The organism is Longivirga aurantiaca, from assembly GCF_042660085.1.
Taxonomy (GTDB): domain Bacteria; phylum Actinomycetota; class Actinomycetes; order S36-B12; family CAIYMF01; genus Longivirga; species Longivirga aurantiaca.
On record NZ_JBHSTI010000008.1, the window covers coordinates 905,219 to 931,527 of the forward strand.

Consider the following 26,309-nt stretch of genomic DNA (forward strand, 5'->3'; position numbering starts at 1 on the left):
CGTTTCCCCGCACGCCACGCCGCGTGCGACCATGGACGTCGTCATGACCCAGGACCTCGAGACCCCGCGCACGCCGAAGCCGGGCGAGCTGACGTTCGAGGCGCCGCGCCGAGGCAAGCCGCCGCGCCACCTCGCCGACATGACTGCGGCCGAGCGGCGCGAGGCCGTCACCGCGCTCGGCCTCCCGGCGTTCCGCGCCGACCAGGTGAGCCGTCACTACTTCTCCCGCCTCTCGGCCGACGCCGAGGGCTGGACCGACATCCCGGCCGCCCAGCGCGCCGACATCGCGAAGGTGCTGACACCCACGCTCATGACGCCGGTGCGCGAGATGACCGCGGACGCCGGCACCACGCGCAAGACGCTGTGGCGCCTGCACGACGGCGCGCTCGTCGAGAGCGTCCTCATGCGCTACACCGACCGCGTCACCATGTGCGTCTCGAGCCAGGCCGGCTGCGGCATGAACTGCCCGTTCTGCGCCACGGGGCAGGCCGGGCTCACCCGCAACATGAGCACCGCCGAGATCGTCGAGCAGGTCGTCTCGGGCGCCCGCCAGCTCGCTGCCGGCGAGGTGCCCGGCGGCGAGGGCCGCGTGAGCAACGTCGTCTTCATGGGCATGGGCGAGCCGCTGGCGAACTACAACGCCGTCGTCGGCGCGCTGCACCGGCTCACCGACGACGCCCCCGCGGGCCTCGGCATGTCGGCGCGCGGCATCACCGTGTCGACCGTAGGACTGGTGCCGCGCATCCAGCAGCTCGCGCAGGAAGGCCTGCCCGTCACGTTGGCGCTCTCGCTGCACGCACCCGACGATGAGCTGCGCGACACCCTCGTGCCGGTCAACACGCGCTGGAAGGTCGACGAGGTGCTCGCGGCCGCGTGGGACTACGCGCGCATCACCAAGCGCCGTGTCTCCATCGAGTACGCGCTCATCAAGGACGTGAACGACCAGGCCTGGCGGGCGGAGCTGCTCGCCAAGCGCCTGCGCAACAAGCTGGTCCACGTCAACCTGATCCCGCTCAACCCCACGCCGGGGTCGAAGTGGACGGCATCGCGCCCGGAGGACGAGCGCGAGTTCGTCCGGCGGCTCGAGGCCGGCGGCGTGGCGGTCACCGTGCGCGACACCCGCGGCCGCGAGATCGACGGCGCCTGCGGCCAGCTCGCCGCCGCCGAGTAGCGCGCCTCCGACCGCTCGGCGCAGGCGTCCTCGCCCTCGGCGCACGGCCCGGGACACCTCCTGACACGCTGCAGGCACGTCCGCGATGCTGGCCGTGTCTGCCCTGGGCTCCGGCTGCCCGCGGCGTACGAGGAGGTAGGTCGAGGATGAGCCAGGCTGTCGACACGGGTGCGTACCAGCGCGAGCGCGACCGCAGCATCGAGGACCCGGAGGGCTTCTGGCGCGACGCCGCCGCTGCGATCGACTGGGACGTCGAGCCGCCGATCGTGCTCGACAGGTCCGATGCGCCGTACTACCGCTGGTTCACCGGCGGTCGCCTCAACACCTGCTTCAACGCGCTCGACCGGCACGTCCTCGCCGGTCATGGCGAGCGCCTCGCGCTCGTCTACGACAGCCCCGTCACCGGCACGGCCGACACGTACTCGTACTCGCGCCTGCTCGACGAGGTCGCCACCTTCGCCGGGGTGCTGCGCGGGCTCGGCGTGGAGAAGGGCGACCGCGTCCTGCTCTACATGCCGATGGTGCCGGAGGCCGTGATCGCGATGCTCGCGACCGCGCGCCTGGGCGCCGTCCACTCGGTGGTCTTCGGCGGTTTCGCGCCGCACGAGCTCGCGATCCGCATCGACGACGCGACGCCCAAGGTGGTCGTGTCGGCATCGTGCGGGATCGAGCCGGGTCGTGTCGTCGAGTACAAGCCGATGCTCGACCGCGCGCTCGAGGCCGCCGACCACACGGTCGACGCCACCGTGATCCTCCAGCGGCCGCAGGCCGTGGCCGAGATGGGGGAGCGCGACCACGACTGGCGCGCGCTCGCGGCTGCGGCCGAGCCCGCCGGCTGCGTGAGCGTCGAGGCCACCGACCCGCTCTACGTGCTCTACACGTCGGGCACGACCGGCAAGCCCAAGGGCATCGTGCGCGACAACGGCGGCCACGCCGTCGCGCTCGCCTGGAGCATGCGCAACGTCTACGACATCGGCGCTGGCGACGTGTTCTGGGCCGCCAGCGATGTCGGCTGGGTCGTCGGCCACTCGTACATCGTCTACGCGCCGCTCATCGCCGGCGCCACGACCGTGGTCTACGAGGGCAAGCCCGTGGGGACACCGGATGCCAGCGCCTTCTGGCGCGTGATCGCGACGTACGGCGTGAAGGCGCTCTTCACCGCGCCGACGGCGTTCCGCGCGATCAAGAAGGAGGACCCCGACGCGTCGCTGCGCGCGGGTCACGACCTGTCGTCGCTGCAGACGCTGTTCCTCGCCGGCGAGCGGCTCGACCCGGACACCTACCACTGGGCCAGCGACATCCTCGGCATCCCGGTGGTCGACAACTGGTGGCAGACCGAGACGGGCTGGCCGATCGCGGCCAACCCGCGCGGCCTCGAGCCGCTGCCGATCAAGCCCGGCTCGCCGAGCGTGATCATGCCGGGGTACGACGTGCGCGTGCTCGACGAGCGCGGGCTCCCGGTCGAGCCCGGCCAGGAGGGCAACATCTCCATCCGCCTACCGCTGCCGCCCGGCACGCTGCCGACGCTGTGGAACGACGACAAGCGGTACGTCGACTCCTACCTCGCGGTGTTCAGCGGCTACTACGCGACCGGCGACGGCGGCTACATCGACGAGGACGGCTACATCTTCGTGATGGGCCGCACCGACGACGTCATCAACGTCGCAGGGCACCGCCTCTCGACCGGCTCGATGGAGGCGGTCGTCGCCACCCACCCGATGGTGGCGGAGTGCGCGGTCATCGGCGTCCACGACCAGCTCAAGGGCCAGATCCCGCGCGCGTTCGTGGTGCTGAAGGCTGGCGCAGACATCGACCCGAAGCAGCTCGAGAAGGAGATCGTCGCGTCGGTGCGCGACGAGATCGGGCCGGTCGCCGCGTTCAAGAGCGTCGTGATCGTGCCGGGCCTGCCCAAGACCCGCTCGGGCAAGATCCTGCGCCGCACGATGCGCGGCATCGCCGACGGCCGGCCCGAGGCGCCGCCGTCGACGATCGACGACATCAGCGTGCTCGACGTCCTGCGCCCCCTGCTCCAGGGCGACTGACCCGAGCAGGATCGGAGAAGCGCCGCTGCCATACGCCCTGTGAGACTCGGGCGCGTCGGATCGGTAGGTTCTGCCCGTCATCTCGCCCCGGAGGTCTCCGTGCCGTACGTCGTCGACTTCGTCACCGTCTCGACCGAGGGGCTCGAGTCCTCACCCGTCGCGGAGGCGCTCGCCGGCCTCCGGGCGAACGAGGCCCGCTACTTCCGGAACAAGTACGACGTCGTGTTCGCGACCGAGAAGGCGACGTCGGCCACGGGCAAGAAGCTCGTCGCGTACGTCGCGAAGGTGCTGAAGGACGAGCGCGACATCGTGCTCGCGTCCACGCCTCTCGAGGCCACCGAGATGCTCATCGACGGCGTGCGCTGGACCTATGTGTTCTACGAATCGGGCCTGTCGGTCAACGTGCTCTACACGCTCGAGGACGGCGGCAAGCGCGCCGTGGGCTTCAAGCTCTCCGACGGCATGGAGGTGCCCGAGGAGCTCGAGACGACGTTCAAGTTCGTGCGCCAGAAGTCCAAGCTCGCCGGCACGATCCGCGGCAGCTACTTCGTCATCAGGGGCGAGTACTGAGGCATGGCCCCGCCGACTTGGTAGTGGTAAGTCGCTGTCGGCTGCGACTTTCCACTACCAAGTCGGGGTGCGGCCGGAATCGCATGTGGTTGCTGTGGATATCGCCTGTCGGTGATCGGCGCGCTGTCGGAGGTGGTGGCCATGATGGGGTCATGTCCCAGGCCACCTCCGTCGATCCGGCGGTGGAGCTCGCGCGCCTGGTCGCGGGTGCGCGGGGTCTGCTGACGGAGGCGTCGGTGCTGGCCGGTTCGGGTGCGGTCGCGGGTGTCGGTCTGGCGGGTCTGCCGGAGCTGACGGCGGAGCTGTTCGCGGTCCGCGACGCCGCCCACGCCCTGGGCGTGGTCGCGGTGGACCGTCTGGACGCGTCGGGGGTGCTGGCGTCGGCGGGGTTCGGGTCGACGACGGCGTTCCTGACCCAGCGCACCGGCATGGCCCCGGGCAGGGCCGGCTCGGTGGTCTCCGGCGCCCGCACGCTGCGGTCGTACGCCGCGACCCGGGTCGCGCTGGTCGCCGGCCGGGTCACCCCGGACCTGGCCGCTGCCCTGGTGCGCGGGTCGGAGGCGGCGATCGCGGACAGGACCGCCGACGACCGGGTGGCGTGGCGGGCGTTCTGCGAGGACTACCTCCTCCCGATCGCCGAGCAGGGCTCGGTGGAGGAGGTCGCGGGCGCTGCCGCGATCTTGAAGGAGATCCTGGACCCGGAGGCGGCGGCCCGCCGCAAGGAAGAAGCCATGGCCGGCCAGTTCCTGACCGTGACCCGGGTGGGGGACCAGTTCGTCCTCAAGGGTGCCCTGACCCTGGAGGACGGCGCCGCGCTCAAGGTGCTGCTGGACCGGATGCGCGACGCGAAGTACCGGTCGGGATCCCTGACCCCGGACGAGCAGCCCACCGGCGACGCGGCCACAGATGAGCGGCGGCGCCGGATCGCGGCCGCGCATCAGGACGCCCTGTCGTTGAAGCACCTCGTGCAGCTGTGGCTGGCCAACGGCATGGTCGGGCGCGCCCACGGGGTCCGACCGCACGTCACCATCAGCACCAGCGTCGACGACCTCGACGCCGGGTTCCCCGGCGAGATCACCGTCCCCGGGATGTCGTCCCCGGTGCTGGTCAACGCCGACACCGTGCGCCGGATGCTCTGCGACGCCTCAGTCACCGAGATCGCCACCGCCGGATCCGTCCCGGACCGCCACGCCCACCACCACGACGGCATCCCCTGCCACGGACCCGCCCACCGGGGACGACACGGGCACGTCCACGGCGTCGCCGGCTGCGAGCTCGACGCCGAGTCGGCGCGGCTCCTGCGGCGTCGCCACCACGTCTGGGACGAGGGACGCCGCTACCGCACCGTGCCGCCTCGCCTGCGTCGGGCGCTGGACCTGCGGGACCGGCACTGCGCGTTCCCCGGCTGCCGGATCGCGGTCGGGTGGTGCGAGGCCCACCACATCACCGAGTGGGAGCACGGCGGCGCCACCGACCTCGACAACCTCACGCTCCTGTGCGCGAAGCACCACCACGCGGTGCACGAGGGCGGATGGACCATCACGAGGGTTCCCGGGATCGACCCGGGATGCCCGACCTGGCTCGCCGTCGAACCGCCCGACCCCGCCCCCGTCCGAACCCGGCCCTGAAGAGGGGCCGGCCGCACTCGGGACCGATCAGCACCACCGGCAGACCGCACCACCCGACAGGGAGCGGTCCCATCGCCATGCCCGGACACTCGCGGCACTGAGCGAGGTGTCCGGCGATATCGCTTGCGGGTCCGAGCCCAACGTCGGCAGGTCACGCTTCGGACCTGGAAGGGTGGCCCCCGTGAGCATCGAGGACGGGCCTGCCGGTCGGGCTCTGACCCCGGAGGCGGAAGGGCTGACCCGGCGTGGTCTACGGCTGGCTCAGTTCACCGTCACGTACAACGTGATTGAAGGGATCCTGGCCGTTGCCGCCGGCGTCGCGGCGGGTCTGGTGTCGCTGGTCGGGTTCGGCCTGGACTCCGGCATCGAGTCCATCTCGGCAGTGATCGTCACGGTGCGGCTCAGCGCCCGGCTGCGTAACGGTTCGACCGACGAGGCAATGGAGCGTCGAGCCCTCCGGGGTGTGGCGCTCACGTTCTTCGTGCTTGCTGCATATGTAGTCATCGTCGGGACCCGTGATCTGTTGACCGGAGAACTGCCGGATCAGTCGCCGGTCGGTATCGCGATCCTGGTTCTCTCGCTGATCGTCATGCCGTGGCTGGCCTGGGCGAAGACTCGGGTCGGCAAGGCACTGGACGATGATCGGCTGATCCTGGCTGACGCTGCCGAGACCAGGGTGTGTGTGTTGCTGAGCGCCTCGACCCTGATCGGGATCGGTCTGTTCACCGTGACGGGGCAAGCCTGGCTGGACCCCGTCGCGGGCTACGTCATCGCAGCGTTCGCCGTGCGTGAAGGCATGGAGGCTTGGGAAGGCGAACTCGTCGAGGACGACTGAGGCCGGTCTCGGAGCCGTGCCGCGAGCGCTCGGCAGGGGTCGTCGAGCAGGTGCGGCGGCTGAGCGGCGGCCGCTGGGACCCGGGCGTCAGCGGGCGGTGATGGCGGCGGTGACGGCCGCGACGCTGTGGTCGCGGTGCTCGGCCTGGACGGCGACGGCTGCCTCGGCGTCGCGGCGGGCCACGGCGTCGATGAGGGCGTCGTGCTCGTGGTGCACGCGCTCGCGGTTGGCCTCGCCGGCGAAGTACACCGAGCGGTAGACGTCGGTCGCGTCCCACAGCTGGCGCAGCGTGCGCACGAGGCGCGGCATGCCGGATGCGTCGAACAGCAGGAAGTGCAGGCGCCGGTTGGCGGTGGTGATCTCCGCGACGTCGTCCGCGCGGCCGGCGGCGTCGACGTCGGCGGCCGCGGCACGCATGGCCGCGACGAGGCCGTCGGTCACGTGCAGCGCCGCCGCCCGGATCGCCTCGGCCTCGAGCAGCTCGCGCATGCGGTAGACCTCGACGAGGTCGTCGACCGAGAGCTCGGCGACGACGTAGCCGCGGTGGGCGGCGTACCCGACCTGGCCCTCGCCCTCGAGCACCTTGAGCGCCTCGCGCAGCGGCACCCGCGACACCCCGAGCCGCTCGGCGAGCGCCTCCTGCCGGATCGGTGTGCCGGGTGCGAGCTCGCCGGTCACCATCATGCGGCGCAGCTCGGCGAGCACCGCCTCCTGCGCGGTCGGCGGCTTCTCGAACGTCGCGGCGCTCACGGCGTCGCCCCCGGCATCGACGGCGGGGCGGTGCGGTACGTCGGGGGAGTCGCCGACAGCCGCAGCGGGTTCGCGACCTGCAGCACCGGGCTGCCCGGTACGGCGACGACCGGGTCGAGGCCGAGCGAGGTCGCGAGGCTGAACGCCCCCTCGATGTCGTTGATGGGCCCGCACGGCACGCCGGCAGCGGTGAGGCCGGCGTACCAGTGGTCGGCCCCGTGCGTCCCGAGCGCGACCTCGAGCGCCACGCGGAGCTCGCTGCGGTGGGCGACTCGCGCGGGGTTGGTCGCGAAGCGCTGGTCGGCGGCGAGGTCGACGTCGAGCACCGAGCAGAGCGCGCGGAACTGGCCGTCGTTGCCCACGGCCAGCACGAGCGGACGGTCGGCCGTCGCGTAGACGCCGTACGGCGTGATGGACGGGTGGTCGTTTCCGAGGATGCCGGGCACGACGCCGCCGGCGACGTACGCCGACGCCTGGTTGACCAGGGCCGACAGCAGCGACGACAGCAGGTTGACCTCGACGTGCTGGCCCTGGCCGGTGGCGTCGCGGTGACGCAGCGCGGCGAGGATGCCGTAGACGGCGTGCAGCCCGGTGATCACGTCGACGAGCGCGACACCCACCTTGGTGGGATGGCCGGCCTCGGGCCCGGTCACCGACATCAGGCCGCCCATGGCCTGCACGAGCAGGTCGTAGCCGGGCAGCGACGCGCCCTCGCCCGAGCCGAATCCGCTGATCGAGCAGACGATGACGCCGGGGTTCTCGGACGCGAGCGCGGAGTAGCCGAGCCCCAGCTTGTCCATCGTGCCGGGCTTGAAGTTCTCGACGACGACGTCCGCGCGCAGCGCGAGCTCGCGCGCCTCGGCCATGCCCTCGGGGGAGGACAGGTCGAGGAACAGCGACTGCTTGTTGCGGTTCACCCCGGCGAAGTACGTCGCCGTGCCGTCCACCGCGTAGGGCGGACCCCAGTGGCGGGTGTCGTCACCCGCTCCCGGGCGCTCCACCTTCACCACGTCGGCGCCGAGATCGGCGAGCAGCATGGTGGCGTACGGCCCGGCGAGCACCCGCGAGAAGTCCGCGACGACGACGCCGTCGAGCGCGCCGGTCATCCGCGGTACGCGGCGAGACCGGTGAGCGCCTCGCCGACGACCAGGGTGTGCATCTCGTTGGTGCCCTCGTAGGTGAAGACCGACTCGAGGTTGTTCATGTGCCGGATGATCGGGTACTCGAGCGTGATGCCGTTGCCGCCGAGGATCGAGCGGCATTCGCGGGCGATGGCGAGGGCCTCGCGTGCGTTGTTGAGCTTGCCGACGCTGATCTGCTCGGGGCGGATCACGTGCTTGTCCTTGAGCCGGCCGAGGTGCAGAGCGAGCAGGTAGCCCTTGTCGAGCTCGAGGGCCATGTCGGCGAGCTTCTTCTGGGTGAGCTGGAAGCCGGCGATCGGGCGGTCGAACTGCTCGCGGTCGATCGAGTACGAGATGGCCGTCTCGAGGCAGTCACGGGCGGCGCCGATCGTGCCGAAGGCGATCCCGAAGCGCGCCTCGTTCAGGCACGAGAGCGGGCCGCGCAGGCCCTTCACATCGGGCAGCACCGCGCTGGCCGGAAGGCGGACGTCCTCGAGGATGAGCTCGGCCGTCACCGAGGCGCGCAGCGAGAGCTTCTTGTGGATCTCGCGCGCGGTGAAGCCGGGAGTGGACGTCGGGACGACGAAGCCACGGATGCCGCCGTCGGTCTGCGCCCACACGACCGCGACGTCGGCCACGGTGCCGTTGGTAATCCACATCTTCGTGCCGTTGAGCACCCAGTCGTCGCCGTCGCGCTTGGCGGCGGTGCGCATGCCGCTCGGGTTGGAGCCGAAGTCCGGCTCGGTGAGGCCGAAGCAGCCGATCGCCTCGCCGGCGGCCATGCGGGGGAGCCACTCGGTCTTCTGCTCCTCCGAGCCGAACGCGTGGATCGCGTACATCGCGAGCGACCCCTGCACGCTGACCAGCGAGCGGATGCCGGAGTCGCCGGCCTCGAGCTCGAGGCAGGCGAGGCCGTACGCCGTGGCGCTCGTGCCGGCGCAGCCGTAGCCCTCGAGGTGCATGCCCAGCAGGCCGAGCGCACCCATCTCCTGCGCGAGCTCCTTCGCCGGGATCGACCCGGTCTCGAACCAGTCGCCGACCTCGGGCTTGATCCGGTCGTCCACGTACTGGCGGACGACATCGCGGATCGCCTTCTCCTCGTCGTCGATCAGCGTGTCGAGGTCGAGCAGGGCGAAGGGGTGCTGCGGTGCGGGGGACACGGGTGCTCCTGGGGACGGCGACGGCGTTTCGGAGAACCGTAGCAGATTGGATCCAATATCCAGAAGACCCCCCCCTGTCTTCTTACCGGCCGGTGACGACGAGCCCCGGGCCCTGGCCGCGCGCGGCCGCACAGGGTGTGCTGGACCCGTGACCGAGCCCAGCGACACCACGCCCATGACCGCTCCGCGCCGCGGGTGGTGGCGGCGGCCCGCCGTCGTCCTCCCCGTGGCGGCGGCCCTGCTCGCCGTGGCCGGCGTGGCGCTCGTGGTGTTCCAGCCGTGGAAGCTGTTCGTCGACGACGTCGTCGACGAGGCCCTGCCGACCGCCGTGGCGACCGCACCGGCGAGCCCTGCCGCTCCGACACCGTCCGAGTCGGCACCGCAGGCGTCGCCTTCACCGAGCGCCACCGTTCCCGCAGGCCCGATCGAGACCGCGCGCGGCACGTTCGTGACCCATGAGCACGCGACCACCGGCTCGGTGCGGCTGCTCACCCTCGCGGACGGCACCCAGGTGCTGCGGATCGAGGACCTCGACACCTCGAACGGCCCCGACCTGCGCGTGTGGCTGTCCGACCAGCCTGTGCTCGACGGTCCCGACGGGTGGTTCGTGTTCGACGACGGCGACTATCTCGAGCTCGGGCGGCTCAAGGGCAACGTGGGCGACCAGAACTACGTCGTGCCGCCGGGGACGGACCTCGACTCGCTCACGAGCGTGAGCATCTGGTGCGCCCGGTTCGCCGTCTCCTTCGGCGCGGCAGCTCTCGAGCCGGCCTGACGCCATCGCCGCGCAACGTGCCGATCGCGGGCGTAGCGTCAGCAGGGCAGGGAGGCTGCGACGTCCCCAGCCGAGCGGGCCGCGCCCGGTGCGAGGGGATGCCCCGAACCGCGGTGAGGAGTGCGTCATGAAGGCATCGGTGGGAGACCGCATCATCATCGTCCCGCGCACGGTCGGCGGACCTGTGAGGGACGCCCGCGTGGTCGAGGTCAGGAACCCTGACGGCTCGCCGCCCTACCTCGTCGAGTGGAGCGACTCGGGCCAGCAGGCGCTGTACTTCCCGGGCTCGGACGGGCGGATCGAGCACCTCGAGGACCAGCCCGAGCAGCGCGACACCGGCGGCTACCACGTGAAGACGTGGCGGGTCACGGTGCACGTGTTCGAGCACGACCCCTCGACGGCGGCGCACGCCGTGCTGATCGCGGACTCGGGCATCCCGTTGGAGGCCAAGGGATCCGCACGCCGGGCACCGTCGGACCCCGACGTCCCCGAGATCGGCGACGAGGTGGCCGTGGCCCGGGCGCTGCGCGAGCTCGCGGACTCGCTCATGGCGACGGCGACCAAGGACATGGCCGGCGCCGCGGGCGGCGACCGCGCCTGGTGAGCGACGGCGTCCCGGTCAGCCGCGCGTCGTGGGGGAGAACCGGTCGCGCAGGCCCTCGACCATGCGCTTGCTCCGGTTCTCGGCGAAGCGGGCCTCGGCCCGGGCCATCTTCTTCGGGCCGTACCAGCGCCTGGCCCAGAAGGAGGTCGGCTTGGCGAGCCGGATCGCGCCGACGTACGCGAAGAAGGGCACGGGGAGCCCGATGAGCCCGGTGATGGGTTTCCCCTTGAGCATGCACAGGATGCACAGCCCGATGTGGGTGACGAGGAAGACCATGGTGAAGATGAAGCCCTGCTCCTGCGCCGCCGTGAGGTCGCCGACGGGGGAGACCCCCACGAGCAGCGCCGCGCCCACGACAATCGCGATGAGCACGGCGTCGATGGACTTCTGACCCTGCTCGGACCAGTAGACGTCCTCGAGGTGCAGCCATAGCGCGAACTCGTCGAGCGCGAGGGCCGCGCCGATGCCGAACAGCGCACCCAGCACCTCGGCCCACGGCGACTCGGGCCGGTAGCGGAACTCGATCAGCCCGACGAGGAGCACGAGCAGGATGCCCCACACCTGGTGGTGCACGTGCACCCCGCCGATGTGGATGTCGTTGATGAGCCCCTTCTTCGCCGGCTCGGCGGTCTCGACGACCGGCGTCGGGTTGGCCGCCTCGGCCGCGTTGCGCGCCCGGATCTTCAGCGTGACGCTGGGCGTGAAACGGGGATGCGCCGAGGGTGACCGGGCGTCAGCGGTCCGTGACCGCTGTCAGCCGCCGAGCTCGGTCAGCACCTTGGCGATCCTGCGTTCGCGCGTCTCGGCGGTCTTCGCGCCCTCGACCGAGAGCACATGGCGCTTCTTGTTCGAGTTCGACAGCGCATCGAAGGCCGTCCGGGCAGCGGGGGCCTTCACCAGCGCCGCTGCCAGGTCGTCGGGTACGGCGACCTCGCGCGTCGAGGTGTCGAGCACCACCTCGACGTCCACGACGTCGCCGGCTGAGACACCTGCGCCCGCGCGGATGGCGGCGCTGACGGGCAGCAGGAAGCGGCCGCCCATCGACGCGATCGTGCTGGGGTACGAGAAGCCGTTGATGGTGACGGTCACAGCAGGCTTCTTGCCGGAGCCGAGACCCTCGACGACCTCGGGCGGCACGACGATGCCTGTCGCCGACCTGCCATGCAGGTCGACGGTCGCCTGGAACCTCATGACGGCATCCCATCACGGCCGCGCGCGCACGGTTCGGCGATCACGCGAGCCAGCCGTGCACCGTCCAGGCGATGCCGGCCACCGCGGCGGCGGCGATGACGGCGAGGTAGGCCAGGACGAGGCGGACGTCGCGGAGATAGCACCGGCTGCGGGTCAGCCCCGCGCGGTGCGCCCGCCAGTAGCCGGCGAGCCCGATGCTCGCGAAGACCAGCACGGCCAGGGGTCCGAAGACCCAGGCGAGCAGGGCGACCGTCGTGAAGATGCACAGCCGCAGGGGATCGAACGGGGTCGAGGGTCCGGAGGCAGCGAGGCCGGGGTCCCCGGGCAGCGGGCGTCCCGGGACGCCCGCAGGACTGGTGGTCATGTCGTCCTCCGTCCGGCCGACAGCGACAGCCGCTGGGCCGAGAGCGCCGGCCACGCCTGGACGGCGCAGAACGGGGCGCACTGGTCCCCCTCGTCGCCCCGCGTGCCGACGTGCACGCAGCACTGGGTCAGTCGCTCCTCGATCATCGTGTGGCGGTCCATGAACGGCTTCACGGTGATGCGCACGACCCGCTCGCCGAGCATCCGGCGCAGATCCTGCCGTCGCCCGGGGAGACCGGCGGCGGCCGCCATCCTGAGCAGCGAGGAGATCCCGAGGTCGCACGCCTCGCACACGTCGCGCCAGAGCGCGCCGACGTCGGGGTGGGAGAGGCTGCTCTGCTCGCTGAGCAGGCCGAGCAGCGACTCCTTGACGGCCGCCTGGAGCTCCTGGGGGAGCTCGCGGTCGGCGATGCGGTTGGCCACGAGGCCGAGGTGCTCCTTGAGCCGCTCCTCGCCCACCATCGCGACGAGCGACTTCCACTCGCCACCGTCGGTGCGCAGCAGGTACCCGACGCTGCAGCAGTGCGGGTGCGAGCACGGCAGCGCCGTGAGGTCGTGCCAGGTGACGACGCCACCCGTCTGGGGCCCGAGCCGGGCGAGGACCCCGGTGTGGGTGAGGCGCTCGGTCGGGTCGACGTCGTGCGACCTGCCCGACCCGAACACCGGCTGGATCGAGACGCCGCCGACGAACGGCGTCGCGAGCGCGAGCATCACGACGTCGCCGATCTCGTCGTCGTTCACCCCGAGCGTCGCGGTCATGGTCAGCGTCGTGAACACCTCGGCCGAGGACAGCCGCTGCAGCGCGAGCCTCTTGATCTGGCGCAGGTCGCCACCCCGGTGGTGGCGCGACGACTCCTCGCGCAGCCCGTCGAACTGGAGGTAGACCTCGACGCGCTCCCGGTGCCGCCGGAGCAGCCCGAGCAGGGCGTCGTCGCGGGAGACCTCGACGCCGTTGGTGTTGAGGAGGATGCGCACGACGTTGCGCGACACGAGCTCGTCGAGCAGGCGCGGCAGCTCCGGGTGCAGCGTGGGCTCGCCCCCGCTGATCATCACGACGTCGAGCCGTCCGTTCTCACGCGCCAGCCGCTGGTCGACGTTGGCGAGGACGTCCTCGACGGGGACGACGCCGGAGAGCAGGGGCGAGGCGTCGGTGAAGCAGGTCGGGCAGCGGAGGTTGCAGCCCTCGATGACGTCCTCGAGGAGGATGCACGTGTGCTGCGTCTGCATCTCGCCGAGGCCGCGCAGGTAGGCGCCGGGCACCGCGTCGTAGTTGCCCGGCGAGTCGGGGACGTGCCACTTCGTGGGCGCCGTCCACTGCTCGAGGTAGGTGAGGATCCCGGGATCCTCGTCGTACAGCGTGCGGACGAACCCGTGCACGGGGCAGCCGCGCTCGAGCCACACCCGCCCGTCGCGCTCGGCCAGCCAGCCGGAGAGGCGTCGTACCTCCGCCAGCGGCTGGCCGTCCTGCTCGACGTGGCAGTGCGGGCAGAACGCGACGACGTAGCGGCGCACGCGGTCGCCGCGCAGCGGCATGCCCTCGCCCCACGTCAGCTGCACGCTCGTGGACGTGCTGGTGTCGAGAGCCATCACGCAGTCCCGGCGCTGTTGATGAGCGCGACGCAGACTCCGGCGAACACGATCAGCCCGATGCCGCACCCGATCACGATGCCCATCCAGATGCTGCGCGTGCGCACCTCCGTGGCCCGGGCGGTCATGATCCCGGCGATGATCAGCATGGCCGGCACGGCCACGACGGTAAGGCTCGCGAGAGCTGCGAGCACGGTGGTGATGACCGCGCTCCACGCGACCGTGGCTGTGTCGTAGCGCCGCTCGCCAGGCCCGGCCGAGGGCGCTGGAGGCAGCGGAGGTGCAGGCGGCGGCGGGGACGCCGCTGCCTCGTCGCCCGCCTCGGACGGCGGCGGCACGGCGGCCTCCTCCGGCGGCCGGTCGTCGTCGGGGCTCGTCGGGATCGTGGGGTCGCTCATGTCGTCTCCCTCGTCGGCACGGTCAGGGTGGGCAGGATCCGGTCGTAGGCGCCCGCCCGCCAGCCGCGGTGAAGGCGGAGGGCGAGCAGCGGTGAGAGCACCAGGATGAAGACCTGGGATCGGGTGAGGCCGAGGAGGTCCGGCGGGTTGGCCCGCGTGAACTCGACGCCGAAGCGGAACAGGGCGTACGCCGCGATGAACAGCACGAAGGTCTCGCCGGGCGCCTCGATGCGGTCGCGGACCGCCCGCAGCGCGAGGAAGGCGAGGACCAGGAAGGCGATCTCGTACAGGAACGACGGGTGCATCGGCACCCCGGCGAGGCAGCCCGGGCACTCCGGGATGCTCGCCGCGACGGCCGGGTCGACGGTGATCCCCCAGGGGAGCGACGTCGGTCGGCCCGGAGCCTCGGCGAGCAGGCAGCCGATGCGGCCCACGGCCAGGCCGACCGCCACGGCCGGTGCGAAGAGGTCGCCGGTGCGACCGGAGTAGCCGCCCACCCGTTTGCCGACCAGTGCCCCGACGTAGGCGCCGGTGAGGCCGCCGAGGATGCTGCGCCCGCCCTCGCTCCACGCCCACGCGAGCACGCCGCCGCCGTCCTGCGTCGCGGCGTCGAGGATGCCGGCGAGGCGCGCTCCGAGCGCGCCTCCGACGACGATGCCGGCCACGACCGGGATGAGCCGCTCGTCCCACATGCGGCGACGGCGTGTCTCGAGCAGGAAGACGGCCAGGCCCGCGAGGAAGCCGAGGCCGACGAAGAACTCGTGGCTGGGCACGGACAGCCCGCCGAGAGTGAAGAGCGTAGGGTGCACGTCCTCCCCCTCCCGCGGGCGTCCCCGGTGCACTACGTCGTACGGTAGCCAAAGGGGCGGCCCGAAGAGCGCCCTCCGGGTAGGTCGCCATGGTCGTCGTCGGCATCGTCGTCATGATCTGGTGCGCCCTGCGCATCGCCGAGCACGTCCTGTCCGTCCTCGACACGGTCGTCCTGCGCGAGGAGGGCGCGGTCGAGGCGTGCTCCCGCCAGCACGTGCCCCTGCTGCTGGCCAACCTCGCCGTGCCCGCCCTGGTGCTCGCCGCCTGCTGGCTGGCCGTGCGCAGGGGGGAGCCGGTCACGGTCGGTCCCGCAACCTGGGCCTGGCTCGCCGTGCTCGTCGTTGCCGAGTGCGTGCACTGGTGGGCCATCGCCACGCTCGGCCGCCGGTGGACCACGGGGGTGCTGGTGCTGCCCGGAGAGGCGCCGGTGGTCCGAGGGCCCTACCGGTGGCTGCGGCACCCCGGCTACGCCGCCGGCGTGACGTCAGCCGTGGCGCTGCCCCTCGTGGCAGGAGCCTGGGTCGTGGCGGCACCGGTCGCGGTGATGTTCGCGGTCGTCGTCGTACTGCGCGTGCGGTGCGAGGACCGCGCCTGGCTCGACGTGGGCGCCGCGGCCTGACGCTCGGCCTGCGCCGTCCCCGGTCCGTCCCCGCGAGCCCATGCGTCCGTGGGGGTCGGTGGGGCTCAGTGGCCGCCGAGCAGCGGCGCGAGGATCTCGGCGCGGCGTGCGGGCTTCCCGGTGCGTGCCTCGACCCCGTCGGCCGATCCCATCACGCGCAGGCCGAGGTTGACCCCGAGCCAGCGGAACGGCTCGGGCTCCCAGCGCCGCTGGCGCCGGTTGACCCACGGAAGCCCGGTGCGGTCGGTGGCCTCGCCGCGCAGCAGGTCGGCGAGCGTGCGACCTGCGAGGTTGCTCGACGCGACGCCGTCCCCGACGTAGCCGCCCGCCGAGCCGAGCCCCGTCGCGGCGTCGAACGCCACGGTCGGGAACCAGTCGCGCGGGATGCCGAGAGGGCCGCCCCAGCGGTGGGTGACGGCGTGCCCGTGCAGCGACGGGAACAGGTCCCTCAGCACCCGCCATAGCTCGTCGTACACGCCGGGGTCGCGATCGAACTCCGGCCGGATCGTCGAGCCGAAGTGGTACGGCGCCCCGCGCCCGCCGAAGGCGAAGCGGTCGTCGGCAGTCCGCTGGCCGTAGATGATCAGATGGCGGTGGTCGTTGAAGGTCTCCCCGCGGCGCAGGCCGATCTCCGACCACAGCTCTGCCGGCAGCGGCTCGGTGGCCAGCATGAGCGAGTACACGGGTGCGATGTCGCGCTGGTGCCCGGGCAGCTGCGAGGTCCACGCCTCCGTGGCGCGCACGATCCGGCGGGCGGCGACGTCGCCGCGCTCCGTGCGCACCAGGCCCGGCTCGATCGCGGTTACGCGCGTGTCCTCGTGGATCGTGACACCGAGCCGCTCGACCGCGAGCGCGAGACCGCGCACGAGGCGTGCGGGGTGGATCGAGGCGCAGTGAGGGGTGCGCGTGGCGCCGAGCACGTCGGTGGCCGAGAGCAGCTGGTACGTCTCGTCGGGCGAGAGCAGGCTGAAGTCGTCGGGGCCGAATCCCCACGCCCGCGCGTCCTCGATCTCTGCCTTCGCACGCTCGAGCTGGAGCGGCGTTCGGGCGAGCGTGATGACGCCGCCCTTGCGGTAGTGGCAGTCGATGCCCTCGGCAGCCGCGACCCTGCCGACCTCGTCGACCGTGTCGAACATCGCCCGCTGCAGGGCGACTGCGTCCTCGCGCGACGACTCCGCGGCGACCTTCGACCACGAGGTGGGGAACAGCGCCGAGGCCCAGCCTCCGTTGCGGCCGCTGGCACCGAAGCCGGCCACCTGGGCCTCGAGCACCACGATGCGCAGGGTCGGATCGGCCTTGGCCAGGTAGTAGGCCGTCCAGAGCCCGGTGTAGCCGCCGCCGACGATCGCGACGTCGGCCTCGGTGGAGCTGGCGAGGGGTGCGCGCTGCGGGCCGACGAGGTCGTCGGGCAGCGTGTCCCACCAGAGCGAGAGGTCGCGCAGCGCGGCCTGGTCGACGCTCACCGGGTCCACGCCTTCACATACTCGGGCACGGGGTACGCCGCGCCGCGCTCGTCCGGACGTGGCTCGCCGAACACTTCGCGGATCGGCACGACGCCGCCCCACACCGGCCGGTCGACATCCTGCGGGTCGTCGTCCGGGTCGCTTGCGCTGATCTTCACGCTGACCTCGTCGAGGGGCAGCGCAAGCATCAGCGTGGCGGCGAGCTCCTTCTTCGACGGCTCGCGGATGTCGTCCCACCGGCCGGGCAGCAGGTGGTCGGAGATGATCCGCAGCGCGTCGTCCTTGTCGTCGCCCTCGAGCACGGTGCACGTGCCCAGCACCATCGCGCCGCGGTAGTGCATCGAGCTCTCGAACGCCGAGCGCGCGAGCACCAGCCCGTCCAGCAGGGTCACGGTGAAGCAGGTGGGGGAGCCCTCGGCGAGCGCCCGGAACAGGCGCGAGCCGGTCGAGCCGTGGAAGAGCACCCGCTCGCCGTCGCGTGCGTACGCGACGGGCACGACGTACGGCTGACCGTCGTCCACGACGGCGACGTGGGCGACCAGGCCCGCGTCGAGCACCGTGTGCAGCACGGAGCGGTCGGTGACGGCCTTCTCCGGGATGCGGCGCACACGCGTGCGCTCGGTCGAACCGGGTGCCGGCAGGTCGGGCGTGCTCACGATGGGTCCTCGTTGGCTCGGGCTGGGTGCGCCGAAGGGCCCCGGACCGTGCCGTGATGCACGTCAGGGACCCTTCGGCGGCAACGGTTCTAGAGGATGTTCATGCCCTCGGTGAGGACCTTGCGCAGGATCTGCTCGATCTCGTCGAACTCGGGCTGGCCGATGGTCAGCGGCGGCGCGAGCTGGACGACGGGGTCGCCACGGTCGTCGGCACGGCAGTAGAGGCCGGCGTCGAAGAGCGCCTTGGACAGGAAGCCGCGCAGCAGACGCTCGGCCTCGTCGTCGTTGAACGTCTCCTTGGTGGCCTTGTCCTTGACGAGCTCGATCCCGTAGAAGTACCCGGCACCGCGGACGTCGCCGACGATCGGCAGGTCGAGCAGCTTGGACAGCGTGGCCTTGAACGCGGCCTCGTTGTCGCGCACGTGCTGGTTGAGGCCCTCGCGCTCGAAGACGTCGAGGTTGGCCAGCGCCACCGCGGCCGAGACCGGGTGACCGCCGAAGGTGTAGCCGTGGGCGAAGTACGTCGAGCCGTGCTTGAAGGGCTCGAACAGGCGGTCGCTCGCGATCATGGCGCCGATGGGCGCGTAGCCGGAGGTCATGCCCTTGGCGCACGTGATGATGTCGGGCGTCACGCCGAAGCGCGACATCGCGAACATCTCGCCGATGCGGCCGAAGGCGCAGATGGTCTCGTCGGCGACCATCAGCACGTCGTACCGGTCGCAGATCTCGCGCACGCGCTCGAGGTAGCCGGGGGGCGGCGGGAAGCAGCCGCCCGAGTTCTGCACCGGCTCGAGGAAGACGGCGGCCACGGTGTCGGGGCCCTCGAACTCGATCGCCTCGGCGATGCGGTCGGCGGCCCAGCGGCCGAACGCCTCGATGTCGTCGCCGTGCTGCTGCGCCCGGTAGAAGTTCGTGTTCGGCACCTTGTGCGTGCCCGGCACCAGCGGCTCGAAGTACTTCTTGGCATCCGGGATGCCGGTGATCGACAGCGCACCCTGCGGCGTGCCGTGGTACGCCACGTTGCGGCTGATCACCTTGTGCTTCATGGGCTTTCCGGTGAGCTTGAAGTACTGCTTCGCGAGCTTCCACGCAGTCTCGACGGCCTCGCCGCCGCCGGTCGTGAAGAACACCCGGTTGAGGTCGCCGGGGGTGTACTGCACGAGGCGCTCGGCCAGCTCGATCGCGGCCGGGTGGGCGTACGACCACAGCGGGAAGAAGGCGAGCTCGGACATCTGCTTCTGCGCGGCGGCCGCGAGCTCGGTGCGTCCGTGGCCGGCCTGCACGGTGAAGAGGCCGGCGAGCCCGTCGATGTAGCGGTTGCCCTGGTCGTCCCAGATGTGGTGGCCCTCGCCGCGGACGATGATCGGGACGTGGCCGCCCTGCTCGTAGACGGAGTGGCGCGTGAAGTGCATCCATAGGTGGTCGCGGGCCTTGTCGGCCAGCTTGTCGTCGCCAGGCTCGCTCACGTACTGCGGTGACGTGGTCATCGGGTACCCCAGGTGTAGATCTGCTTGCGGAGCTTCAGGTAGACGAAGGTCTCCGTGTTTCGCACGCCCGGGATGGCCCGGACGCGGCGGTTGACCACCTCGAGGAGGTGGTCGTCGTCCTCGCACACGACTTCGGCGAGGATGTCGTAGCCGCCGGCGGTGATGACGAGGTAGTCGACCTCGGTCATCGCGGCCATCGCCTCGGCCACGGCTTCGACGTCCCCGTCGCAGCGGACGCCGAGCATGGCCGCGCGCGGGAACCCGACCTGCATCGGGTCGGTCACGGCGACGATCTGCATGACACCGGACTCGATGAGCCGCTGGACGCGCTGGCGCACGGCCGCCTCGGAGAGGCCGACGGCCTTCCCGATGGAGGCGTACGGCCGACGGCCGTCCTCCTGCAACTGCTCGATGATGGCCTTGCTCACGTCGTCCAGGTGGGCGTAGGCCATCCGCTCCCGTGTCACCACGTCAGGCATCGTCCGGGATGCGAGGGGGGCTTGGCAAGCGAATCCGTGGTGAGTTCGGTGTTTTGTTGCGGATTCGGTGGCAAATCGGGTTCAGACCTGTCGAGAATCGAACCTGACGACTAAGGTGTGCGCAGCCGGGCATGCGACCAGCGACCCCCGGTGACCCCGTACGCACCCGCTCCGCCAGCATGGCCGGGCAGACCCATCGTCGCCACCGAACCCGAGAGGAAGACCCATGACCGACTACGCCGTCGTGAACCCTGCGACCGGCTCCGTCCTCAAGGAGTACCCGACGATCGGCGACGCCGATCTCGACAGCGCCGTGGCGCGCGCGCACGCCGCCCGCGGGCCCTGGGGCCGGGACACCACCGTCGCCGAGCGCGCGGCGGTCATCCGCCGCGTGGCCGAGCTGCACGAGGAGCGCAAGCAGGAGCTCGGCGAGATCATCTCCCGCGAGATGGGCAAGCCCGTGGCCCAGGGCGTGGGCGAGGTCGAGTTCAGCGCGGCCATCTACGAGTACTACGCCGACAACGCCGAGAAGTTCCTGGCCGACGAGCCGATCGACCTGCTCGCGGGCGAGGGCACCGCGGTCATCCGCCGCAGCCCCGTGGGCGTGCTGCTCGGGATCATGCCGTGGAACTTCCCCTACTACCAGGTCGCTCGTTTCGCGGGCCCGAACCTCATCATCGGCAACACCGTGCTGCTCAAGCACGCGCCGCAGTGCCCCGAGTCGGCCGCCGCGATGGAGCAGATCTTCCGCGACGCCGGCGTGCCCGCCGACGCGTACATCAACATCTACGCCACCAACGACCAGGTCTCGAAGCTCATCGCCGACCCGCGCGTGCAGGGCATCTCCCTCACCGGCTCGGGCCGCGCCGGTGCCGCCGTCGCCGAGCAGGCCGGACGTCACTTGAAGAAGGTCGTCCTCGAGCTCGGTGGCAGCGACCCGTTCATCGTGCTCGGCACCGACGACATGGACGCCACCGTCGAGGCCGCGACCACCGCGCGCATGGACAACGCCGGCCAGGCCTGCAACGCGGGCAAGCGCTTCATCGTCGTCGAGAACCTCTACGACGAGTTCGTCGAGAAGTTCACCGCCGCCGTGACCGGCATGCAGTACGGCGACCCGTCCGCCGAGGGCACGGCGTATGGCCCGCTGTCCTCCGCGCTCGCGGCGGACCGTCTCGAGGAGCAGGTGAAGCAGGCGACCGCCGACGGCGCGGTGCTCACCGGCGGTGCGCGCAACGGCAACTTCGTGCAGGGCGGTGTGCTCACCAACGTGCTGCCGGGCAACTCGGCGTACGGCCAGGAGCTCTTCGGCCCCATCGCGCAGGTCTACAAGGCCGCCGACGAGGCCGAGGCCGTCCGCCTCGCCAACGACACCGAGTACGGCCTCGGCAGCTACGTCTTCACGAACGACTTGGAGCAGGCGCTGCGCGTCGCCGACCAGATCGAGGCCGGCATGGTGTTCGTCAACTGCGTCGGCGCCGACGGCGTCGAGCTGCCCTTCGGCGGCATCAAGGCCTCGGGCTTCGGTCGCGAGCTCGGCCGGTACGGCATGGAGGAGTTCGTCAACAAGAAGCTCATCCGCGTCAACGCCTGACCCGCATCACGTACGACGGCCCGCACCCCACGGGGGTGCGGGCCGTCGTTCTCGACCGCGCAGGCTCTACTGCTCGGCAGACGGGGAGTGGGCGATGTAGGCGAGCTGGCGCCAGACCAGGGCGAGCGTGATGCCGGCGCCGACGAAGGCGAACCAGAAGGGCGCGGTGAGCCCCCAGGTCTGGGCGATCGCGCCCCCGAGCAGCTGGCCGAGCACGATGCCGCCGAAGACGCACACGCTGTAGACGCTGCCGACCCGGCCCTGCAGCTCCGTGGGGGTCGCGCGCTGGCGCACCGTCGTGGAGACCGCCCCCCAGACGAAGGCGTACGCCCCGAACACCACCATGATCGCGATCGCCACTGCGCCGGACGGCGCCAGCGCGAGGGACAGGTGCGTGACCACCTCGAGCAGCAGGCAGGTGCGCATCACGGTGGCGAGGTCGAACCGCCGTTCGATCCAGTCGTACGAGCCCGTGCTCACGAGCCCGCCGACGGCAGCGGCCGAGGTCAGGAGGCCGTAGCCCACGGGGCCCATGCCCAGGTGGTCGAGGGCGTAGAGGACGAGCACCGACCAGGCGGCACCCCAGGTGATGTTGAACGCCACGATGACGATCGCGAGGGTGCGGACGGCATCGTGGTGCCAGACCCAGCGCAGGCCCTCGCGGATGTCGCGCAGCACGTGCGTCTGCTCGTCGCCCCGTACTCCGCCCTTCGGCAGGGCGATGCGCGCGACGAGGACGACGGAGAACGCCACGAGCACGCCCTGCGTCACGAACGGCCACGCGATGCCCGCGGCGAACAGGAACGCGCCGACGGGCGGCCCGACGATCTGGTTGGCGACGAGGAAGCTGCCCTGGAAGCGGGCGTTGCCGACGCCGAGGTCCTCGGGCGCCACGAGCATCGGCAGCAGCGTCTGGGACGACGTGTCGGCGAATACCTCCGCGACGCCCAGGAGCAGCATCGCCCCGAGGACGACTCCGACGCTCACGTGCCCCGTGACGATGAACGTCGCGAGCACGGCGAGCACCACCGCGCGGGCGGCGTCCGACACCATCACGAGGCGCTTGCGGTCGACGCGGTCCGCGATCGCCCCGGCGTACAGGCCGAGGACGAGCCACGGGAACCGCTGCAGCAGGGCGGCGAGCGCGACGAGGAATGCGTTGCTGGTCAGCGAGGCCACGAGCAGCGGGCCTGCGGCGAGGGCGACACCGTCGCCGATGTTGCTCGTCCAGGACGAGCCGAGCAGCCAGCGGAACCCCGTGCCCATGCGCGGGGGTGCGACACGGTCGAGGAGGCGGCTCACGAGAACGGGAGCCTACGGTCGGGCACGTCCGCGAGTCGCATGCGTTCCGGGCGCCTGCCTGACGCGGCGCGCCACCGTCGTCAAGGTCGTGCGGGTCCGGCGTACCTCTCCTAGCGTTCGCTCATGACCTCGGACGAGCAGCGCACGGTCCACCGCGGATGCAACCTGTGCGAGGCGAGCTGCGGCCTCACGATCGAGGTGCGGGGGAGCGAGGTGCTCTCGATCCGCGGTGACGCCGACGACCCGATGTCCCAGGGCTACGTCTGCCCCAAGGGCATCGCCCTGCAGGACCTGCAGACCGATCCCGACCGGCTGCGGACGCCGGTGCGCCGCCGGGACGACGGGACCTTCGAGCCGATCGGCTGGGACGAGGCGCTCGACCTCGTGGCTGACGGGCTGACGCGGATCCGCGACCGCGACGGCGGCGAGGCGATCTCGTTCTACCTGGGCAACCCGATCACGCACGGCTGGGCGCCCGTGACGCTCGTGCCCCTGCTCATGGATGCGCTGGACGTGAAGGCCCGCTACTCGGCCGCCAGCGTCGATCAGCAGCCGCAGCACCTGCTGTCGTACCTGCTGTACGGGTCACCGCTCCTGCTGCCGGTGCCCGACATCGACCGCACCGACCTGCTGCTCGTCGTCGGCGGCAATCCCGTGGTGTCGAACGGCTCGATCATGACCGCGCCCGACATGCGCCGCCGCATCTCCGACCTGCAGGGCCGCGGCGGTCGCGTGGTCGTCGTCGACCCGCGCCGTTCCGAGACGGCCGACGTCGCCGACGAGCACATCGCCATCCGACCGGGCACCGACGTGTGGCTGCTCGCGGCGATGCTGACGACGCTGCAGGAGGAGGGCCTCGTGCGCCCCGGCCGCGCGTCCGGCTGGGTGGACGGGCTGCAGCAGGTGCTCGACGCCGTACGCCCCGTGACGGCCGAGCGCGCCGCAGCGGTCACCGGTGTGCCCGCCGAGACGATCCGGCGGCTGGCGGTCGAGCTCGGCACGGCTCGACGGGCTGCGGTGTACGGCCGCCTCGGTGTCACGCAGTCGGTCTTCGGCACGCCGGCGTACTGGCTCGTGCACGCCCTCAACATCGCCACCGGCCGCCTCGACGAGGTCGGCGGTGTGATGTTCTCGACGCCGGCGTTCGACCTGCCCGTCATCGGCGCGCGCACGACCGACCTCATCGGCTACGACCGCTGGCGCTCGCGGGTGCGCGGCATCCCGGAGTTCTCGGCCGAGCTGCCGGTGGCCACCCTCGCCGACGAGATCCTCACGCCCGGCACGGGGCAGCTGCGTGCGCTCGTGCTGTACGCCGGCAACCCCGTGCTGTCCGCGCCCGACGGCACGCGGCTCGAGCAGGCGCTGCAGGACCTCGAGCTCTGCGTCGCCGTCGACTACTACGTGACGGAGTCGACGCGCCACGCCCACGTGATCCTCCCGCCGACCTCGCCGCTCGAGCGCGACGAGTTCGACGTCGTCTTCCCCGCCGTGAGCGTGCACAACTGGGTGCGCTGGAGCCCGGCGGCCGTCCCCGCGCCGGAGGGGTCGATGTCCGACGCCGACATCCTGCTCGCCCTGCTCGCGCGCGTCTGGCGTCGTACGCCGAAGACGCGGCGCACTGCCGCGGTGCGCGAGAAGGCGTTCCGCGGGCTCTTCCCGAAGCGGTTCGTCGACCTCGGGCTGCGCGCCGGTCCGCACGGCGCACGGAAGGGACGCTCGGGCCTCACGCTCGCGAAGGTGATGCGCGCCGAGCACGGCCTCGACCTCGGCCCGCTCGTGCGGCAGCTGCCCCAGCGGCTCATGACCGAACGGCACCGCATCCCGCTCGCGCACCCCGCCGTGCTGGCGGACTGGCCGCGCGTGCTCGCCGCCCTCGAGGAGCTCGAGGCCGGGCGTTCGGACGGCCGGGATCTGCTGCTCATCGGTCGACGGCATCTGCGCAGCAACAACTCGTGGATGCACAACAGCGCCCGTCTCACCAAGGGCCGCAACCGATTCACGGTGCAGATGCACCCGGACGACGCCGCTGCGCGCGGCCTGGCGGACGGCGACACAGCCGTCATCAGCACCGATGTCGGCAGCATCGAGGTGCCGGTCGAGGTGACCGACCGCCTGATGCCCGGGGTGGTGAGCGTGCCGCACGGCTACGGCCACGACCGGGCCGGCACCCCGACGGGCTGGCGGCATGCGTCGTCGCTCGGCGGCGCGAGCGTGAACGACATCACGGACACGCAGCGGATCGACCCGCTGTCGGGCAACGCCGCGGTGCAGGCAGTGCCCGTGACCGTCTCGCGCGCCTGATCAGACCGCGACGGCGAGGACCGGGGTCGTGGTCGGCGCGGCCGACCCGCCCTCGGGCTCGACCGTGACGCCGACGCCGGTGGCGCCGGCCAGCTCGCCCTGCAGGACGACGGCGCTGCGCTCGCCCGCCGGTACGAAGCCGGCCGACGTGGCGGCGCCGGAGTCCGAGAGGTACCAGATCTGGTACGTGCTGCCCGCGGGCGCGGGCGCCATGCCGTCGGTGACCAGCACCGACTTCCCGAGCGAGGCCGACGACACGACGGCCGCGCGACCGCCGGTCGTGACGCTCGCCGTGGTCGTCGTGGCGTCCGCCGCCGTCAGCACGGCGGTGACCTCGGCAGCCTGAGCCGACACGGAGTCGAGCTGGTTGTCGAGCTGCACCGCGCGGACGACCGCGCCACCGGCGACGAGCGCGAGAGCGGCGGCGACGCCGACGAGCCACGGCGAGGTACGGCGGGTGCGGCGCTCCCGGGCTGCGGCCAGGTCGTCGACCGGCGCATCGGTGCGAGCAGCCGGCTCGACCACCGGTGCCTCGCCGACCGGCGGCAGGGGCCGCACCTGCGAGATGCCGGCGAGCACGGACGACCGCAGCGACGGCGGGGGAGTCTCGGCGACGTCGAGCGCGAGCGCACCAGCGGCCTCGCGCAGCGAGCGGACCTCGTCGCGGCACGAGGCGCACGACTCGAGGTGCTCCTCGAAGGCAGCCGACTCGGCGGGCTCGAGGGCGTCGAGGGCGTACGCGCCGGACAGCGCGTGGACATCTGCGTTCGTCATGCCTGCACCCCCAACGTGTCGCGGAGCCGGATCAGCCCGTCCCGCATCCTGGTCTTCACTGTCCCGAGCGGCACCCCGAGGAGGTCCGAGACCTCCCGGTGGGTGTAGCCGCCGTAGTAGGCCAGCGTGACAGCCTCTCGCTGCACGTCGGTCAGTGTCTCGAGGGCTCGCCGTACGCGGGCCTGCTCGAGCTTCGCCGTGACCGCCTCGTCGACGACGTCGTACTCCGGGCCGTCGCCGACGGCGGCGTACCGGCGGTCGCGCTCGTGGGCGCTCTCGGCCGACCGCACCCGGTCGACCGAACGGCGGTGCACGATCGTGAGCATCCAGGCCAGCGCCGACCCCCGTGCGGCGTCGAACCGGGCCGACTGCCTCCAGATCTCGAGGTACGCCTCCTGGGCGACCTCCTCGGCCTGCGCCGGGTCGCGGACGACCCTGCGCGCGAGCCCGAAGACCTTGCTGCCGGTGAGGTCGTAGAGCTCGGCGAACGCGGCCTCGTCGCCGCGGCTCGATCTCGTCAGGAGCGAGGCCAGCACGCTGGCGAGCGGGGACGGGTCATCGCCGCCCGACGCATCGGGCGGGTCCGGCACCTCGATCTCCACACGCACAACACTCCCAGACCTCACCTC

At 71.9% G+C, this 26,309-nt stretch carries 26 protein-coding genes; 10 read left to right on the plus strand and 16 right to left on the minus strand.

Annotated features, from left to right (window positions below):
- Nucleotides 1-43: 43 nt before the first annotated feature.
- From rlmN to ACFQGU_RS08285, 5 genes are all read left to right on the plus strand, one after another.
- On the plus strand, nt 44-1,171 hold the full coding sequence (rlmN, locus tag ACFQGU_RS08265; protein WP_386765560.1) for a 23S rRNA (adenine(2503)-C(2))-methyltransferase RlmN: 1,128 nt from the start codon (nt 44-46) through the stop codon (nt 1,169-1,171).
- Between the two features lie 146 nt (nt 1,172-1,317).
- Nucleotides 1,318-3,213: a propionyl-CoA synthetase gene (locus tag ACFQGU_RS08270; protein WP_386765562.1), complete on the plus strand. Its 1,896-nt coding sequence runs from the start codon at nt 1,318-1,320 to the stop codon at nt 3,211-3,213.
- A 99-nt stretch (nt 3,214-3,312) separates the two neighbouring features.
- Entirely contained in the window at nt 3,313-3,783 is a 471-nt protein-coding gene (locus ACFQGU_RS08275; RefSeq protein WP_386765564.1) for a phage tail protein, read from the plus strand.
- Between the two features lie 152 nt (nt 3,784-3,935).
- Entirely contained in the window at nt 3,936-5,411 is a 1,476-nt protein-coding gene (locus ACFQGU_RS08280) for an HNH endonuclease signature motif containing protein (protein ID WP_386765566.1), read from the plus strand.
- A gap of 181 nt (nt 5,412-5,592) precedes the next feature.
- Nucleotides 5,593-6,246 carry a cation transporter gene (locus tag ACFQGU_RS08285; protein WP_386765568.1) on the plus strand — a complete coding sequence of 218 codons (654 nt, stop codon included), beginning with the start codon at nt 5,593-5,595 and terminating at the stop codon, nt 6,244-6,246.
- Between the two features lie 87 nt (nt 6,247-6,333).
- Here the strand turns inward: ACFQGU_RS08285 and ACFQGU_RS08290 are convergent, their stop codons facing one another.
- From ACFQGU_RS08290 to ACFQGU_RS08300, 3 genes are read right to left on the minus strand one after another with little or no spacing between them, the layout of a single operon-like run.
- Nucleotides 6,334-6,996, minus strand: a complete 663-nt coding sequence (locus tag ACFQGU_RS08290; RefSeq protein WP_386765570.1) for a GntR family transcriptional regulator — start codon at nt 6,994-6,996, stop codon at nt 6,334-6,336.
- Entirely contained in the window at nt 6,993-8,102 is a 1,110-nt protein-coding gene (locus tag ACFQGU_RS08295; protein WP_386765572.1) for a CaiB/BaiF CoA transferase family protein, read from the minus strand. Before ACFQGU_RS08295 ends, ACFQGU_RS08290 begins: the two co-directional genes overlap by 4 nt.
- The gene (locus ACFQGU_RS08300) at nt 8,099-9,277 is read right to left on the minus strand and encodes an acyl-CoA dehydrogenase family protein (protein WP_386765574.1); all 1,179 of its coding nucleotides are present in this window, start codon (nt 9,275-9,277) and stop codon (nt 8,099-8,101) included. Before ACFQGU_RS08300 ends, ACFQGU_RS08295 begins: the two co-directional genes overlap by 4 nt.
- Before the next feature lie 175 nt (nt 9,278-9,452).
- Between ACFQGU_RS08300 and ACFQGU_RS08305 the strand changes: the two genes are divergently transcribed.
- Together ACFQGU_RS08305 and ACFQGU_RS08310 are read left to right on the plus strand one after the other, a co-directional pair.
- Nucleotides 9,453-10,052, plus strand: coding sequence for a DM13 domain-containing protein (locus tag ACFQGU_RS08305; RefSeq protein ID WP_386768207.1), 600 nt, complete (start codon nt 9,453-9,455; stop codon nt 10,050-10,052).
- A gap of 127 nt (nt 10,053-10,179) precedes the next feature.
- Nucleotides 10,180-10,656 (plus strand): dsRBD fold-containing protein, encoded by a 477-nt coding sequence (locus tag ACFQGU_RS08310; RefSeq protein ID WP_386765576.1) that lies wholly within the window; start codon nt 10,180-10,182, stop codon nt 10,654-10,656.
- 15 nt (nt 10,657-10,671) lie between these two features.
- On the opposite strand, the gene ACFQGU_RS08315 is transcribed toward ACFQGU_RS08310, so the two are convergent.
- From ACFQGU_RS08315 to ACFQGU_RS08340, 6 genes are all read right to left on the minus strand, one after another.
- Nucleotides 10,672-11,229 (minus strand): hypothetical protein, encoded by a 558-nt coding sequence (locus ACFQGU_RS08315; RefSeq protein WP_386765578.1) that lies wholly within the window; start codon nt 11,227-11,229, stop codon nt 10,672-10,674.
- Between the two features lie 180 nt (nt 11,230-11,409).
- Nucleotides 11,410-11,847, minus strand: coding sequence for a YdeI/OmpD-associated family protein (locus tag ACFQGU_RS08320; RefSeq protein WP_386765580.1), 438 nt, complete (start codon nt 11,845-11,847; stop codon nt 11,410-11,412).
- Nucleotides 11,848-11,887: 40 nt separating this feature from the next.
- A complete protein-coding gene (locus ACFQGU_RS08325; protein ID WP_386765582.1) occupies nt 11,888-12,211 on the minus strand; it encodes a hypothetical protein in 324 nt (107 codons plus the stop codon).
- On the minus strand, nt 12,208-13,743 hold the full coding sequence (locus ACFQGU_RS08330) for a radical SAM protein (RefSeq protein WP_386768209.1): 1,536 nt from the start codon (nt 13,741-13,743) through the stop codon (nt 12,208-12,210). The genes ACFQGU_RS08325 and ACFQGU_RS08330 overlap by 4 nt, the downstream gene beginning before the upstream one ends.
- Before the next feature lie 53 nt (nt 13,744-13,796).
- Nucleotides 13,797-14,195: a hypothetical protein gene (locus ACFQGU_RS08335; protein WP_386765584.1), complete on the minus strand. Its 399-nt coding sequence runs from the start codon at nt 14,193-14,195 to the stop codon at nt 13,797-13,799.
- Entirely contained in the window at nt 14,192-15,004 is an 813-nt protein-coding gene (locus ACFQGU_RS08340) for a prolipoprotein diacylglyceryl transferase (RefSeq protein WP_386765585.1), read from the minus strand. Before ACFQGU_RS08340 ends, ACFQGU_RS08335 begins: the two co-directional genes overlap by 4 nt.
- A gap of 89 nt (nt 15,005-15,093) precedes the next feature.
- On the opposite strand from ACFQGU_RS08340, the gene ACFQGU_RS08345 reads away from it, so the two are divergent.
- Nucleotides 15,094-15,624 carry an isoprenylcysteine carboxylmethyltransferase family protein gene (locus ACFQGU_RS08345; RefSeq protein WP_386765587.1) on the plus strand — a complete coding sequence of 177 codons (531 nt, stop codon included), beginning with the start codon at nt 15,094-15,096 and terminating at the stop codon, nt 15,622-15,624.
- A gap of 65 nt (nt 15,625-15,689) precedes the next feature.
- Here the strand turns inward: ACFQGU_RS08345 and ACFQGU_RS08350 are convergent, their stop codons facing one another.
- The 4 genes from ACFQGU_RS08350 to ACFQGU_RS08365 all read right to left on the minus strand — a co-directional run bounded on the left by ACFQGU_RS08350 (nt 15,690) and on the right by ACFQGU_RS08365 (nt 19,709).
- Nucleotides 15,690-17,087 (minus strand): NAD(P)/FAD-dependent oxidoreductase, encoded by a 1,398-nt coding sequence (locus ACFQGU_RS08350; protein WP_386765589.1) that lies wholly within the window; start codon nt 17,085-17,087, stop codon nt 15,690-15,692.
- On the minus strand, nt 17,084-17,743 hold the full coding sequence (locus ACFQGU_RS08355; protein WP_386765591.1) for a pyridoxamine 5'-phosphate oxidase family protein: 660 nt from the start codon (nt 17,741-17,743) through the stop codon (nt 17,084-17,086). The genes ACFQGU_RS08350 and ACFQGU_RS08355 overlap by 4 nt, the downstream gene beginning before the upstream one ends.
- An 89-nt stretch (nt 17,744-17,832) precedes the next feature.
- Nucleotides 17,833-19,230 (minus strand): aspartate aminotransferase family protein, encoded by a 1,398-nt coding sequence (locus ACFQGU_RS08360; protein WP_386765593.1) that lies wholly within the window; start codon nt 19,228-19,230, stop codon nt 17,833-17,835.
- Complete coding sequence (locus tag ACFQGU_RS08365) at nt 19,227-19,709, minus strand: Lrp/AsnC family transcriptional regulator (protein ID WP_386765595.1); 483 nt, start codon at nt 19,707-19,709, stop codon at nt 19,227-19,229. The genes ACFQGU_RS08360 and ACFQGU_RS08365 overlap by 4 nt, the downstream gene beginning before the upstream one ends.
- A 226-nt stretch (nt 19,710-19,935) precedes the next feature.
- Between ACFQGU_RS08365 and ACFQGU_RS08370 the strand changes: the two genes are divergently transcribed.
- Entirely contained in the window at nt 19,936-21,303 is a 1,368-nt protein-coding gene (locus tag ACFQGU_RS08370; protein ID WP_386765597.1) for an NAD-dependent succinate-semialdehyde dehydrogenase, read from the plus strand.
- A gap of 66 nt (nt 21,304-21,369) precedes the next feature.
- Here ACFQGU_RS08370 and ACFQGU_RS08375 read toward each other — a convergent pair whose 3' ends face one another.
- On the minus strand, nt 21,370-22,605 hold the full coding sequence (locus ACFQGU_RS08375; RefSeq protein ID WP_386765599.1) for an MFS transporter: 1,236 nt from the start codon (nt 22,603-22,605) through the stop codon (nt 21,370-21,372).
- Between the two features lie 123 nt (nt 22,606-22,728).
- Between ACFQGU_RS08375 and ACFQGU_RS08380 the strand changes: the two genes are divergently transcribed.
- On the plus strand, nt 22,729-24,906 hold the full coding sequence (locus ACFQGU_RS08380; protein ID WP_386765601.1) for a molybdopterin oxidoreductase family protein: 2,178 nt from the start codon (nt 22,729-22,731) through the stop codon (nt 24,904-24,906).
- Here the strand turns inward: ACFQGU_RS08380 and ACFQGU_RS08385 are convergent, their stop codons facing one another.
- Both ACFQGU_RS08385 and sigK read right to left on the minus strand, forming a co-directional pair.
- Nucleotides 24,907-25,680, minus strand: coding sequence for an anti-sigma factor (locus ACFQGU_RS08385; protein ID WP_386765603.1), 774 nt, complete (start codon nt 25,678-25,680; stop codon nt 24,907-24,909).
- Nucleotides 25,677-26,282: an ECF RNA polymerase sigma factor SigK gene (sigK, locus tag ACFQGU_RS08390; RefSeq protein ID WP_386765605.1), complete on the minus strand. Its 606-nt coding sequence runs from the start codon at nt 26,280-26,282 to the stop codon at nt 25,677-25,679. Before sigK ends, ACFQGU_RS08385 begins: the two co-directional genes overlap by 4 nt.
- Nucleotides 26,283-26,309: the final 27 nt, after the last annotated feature.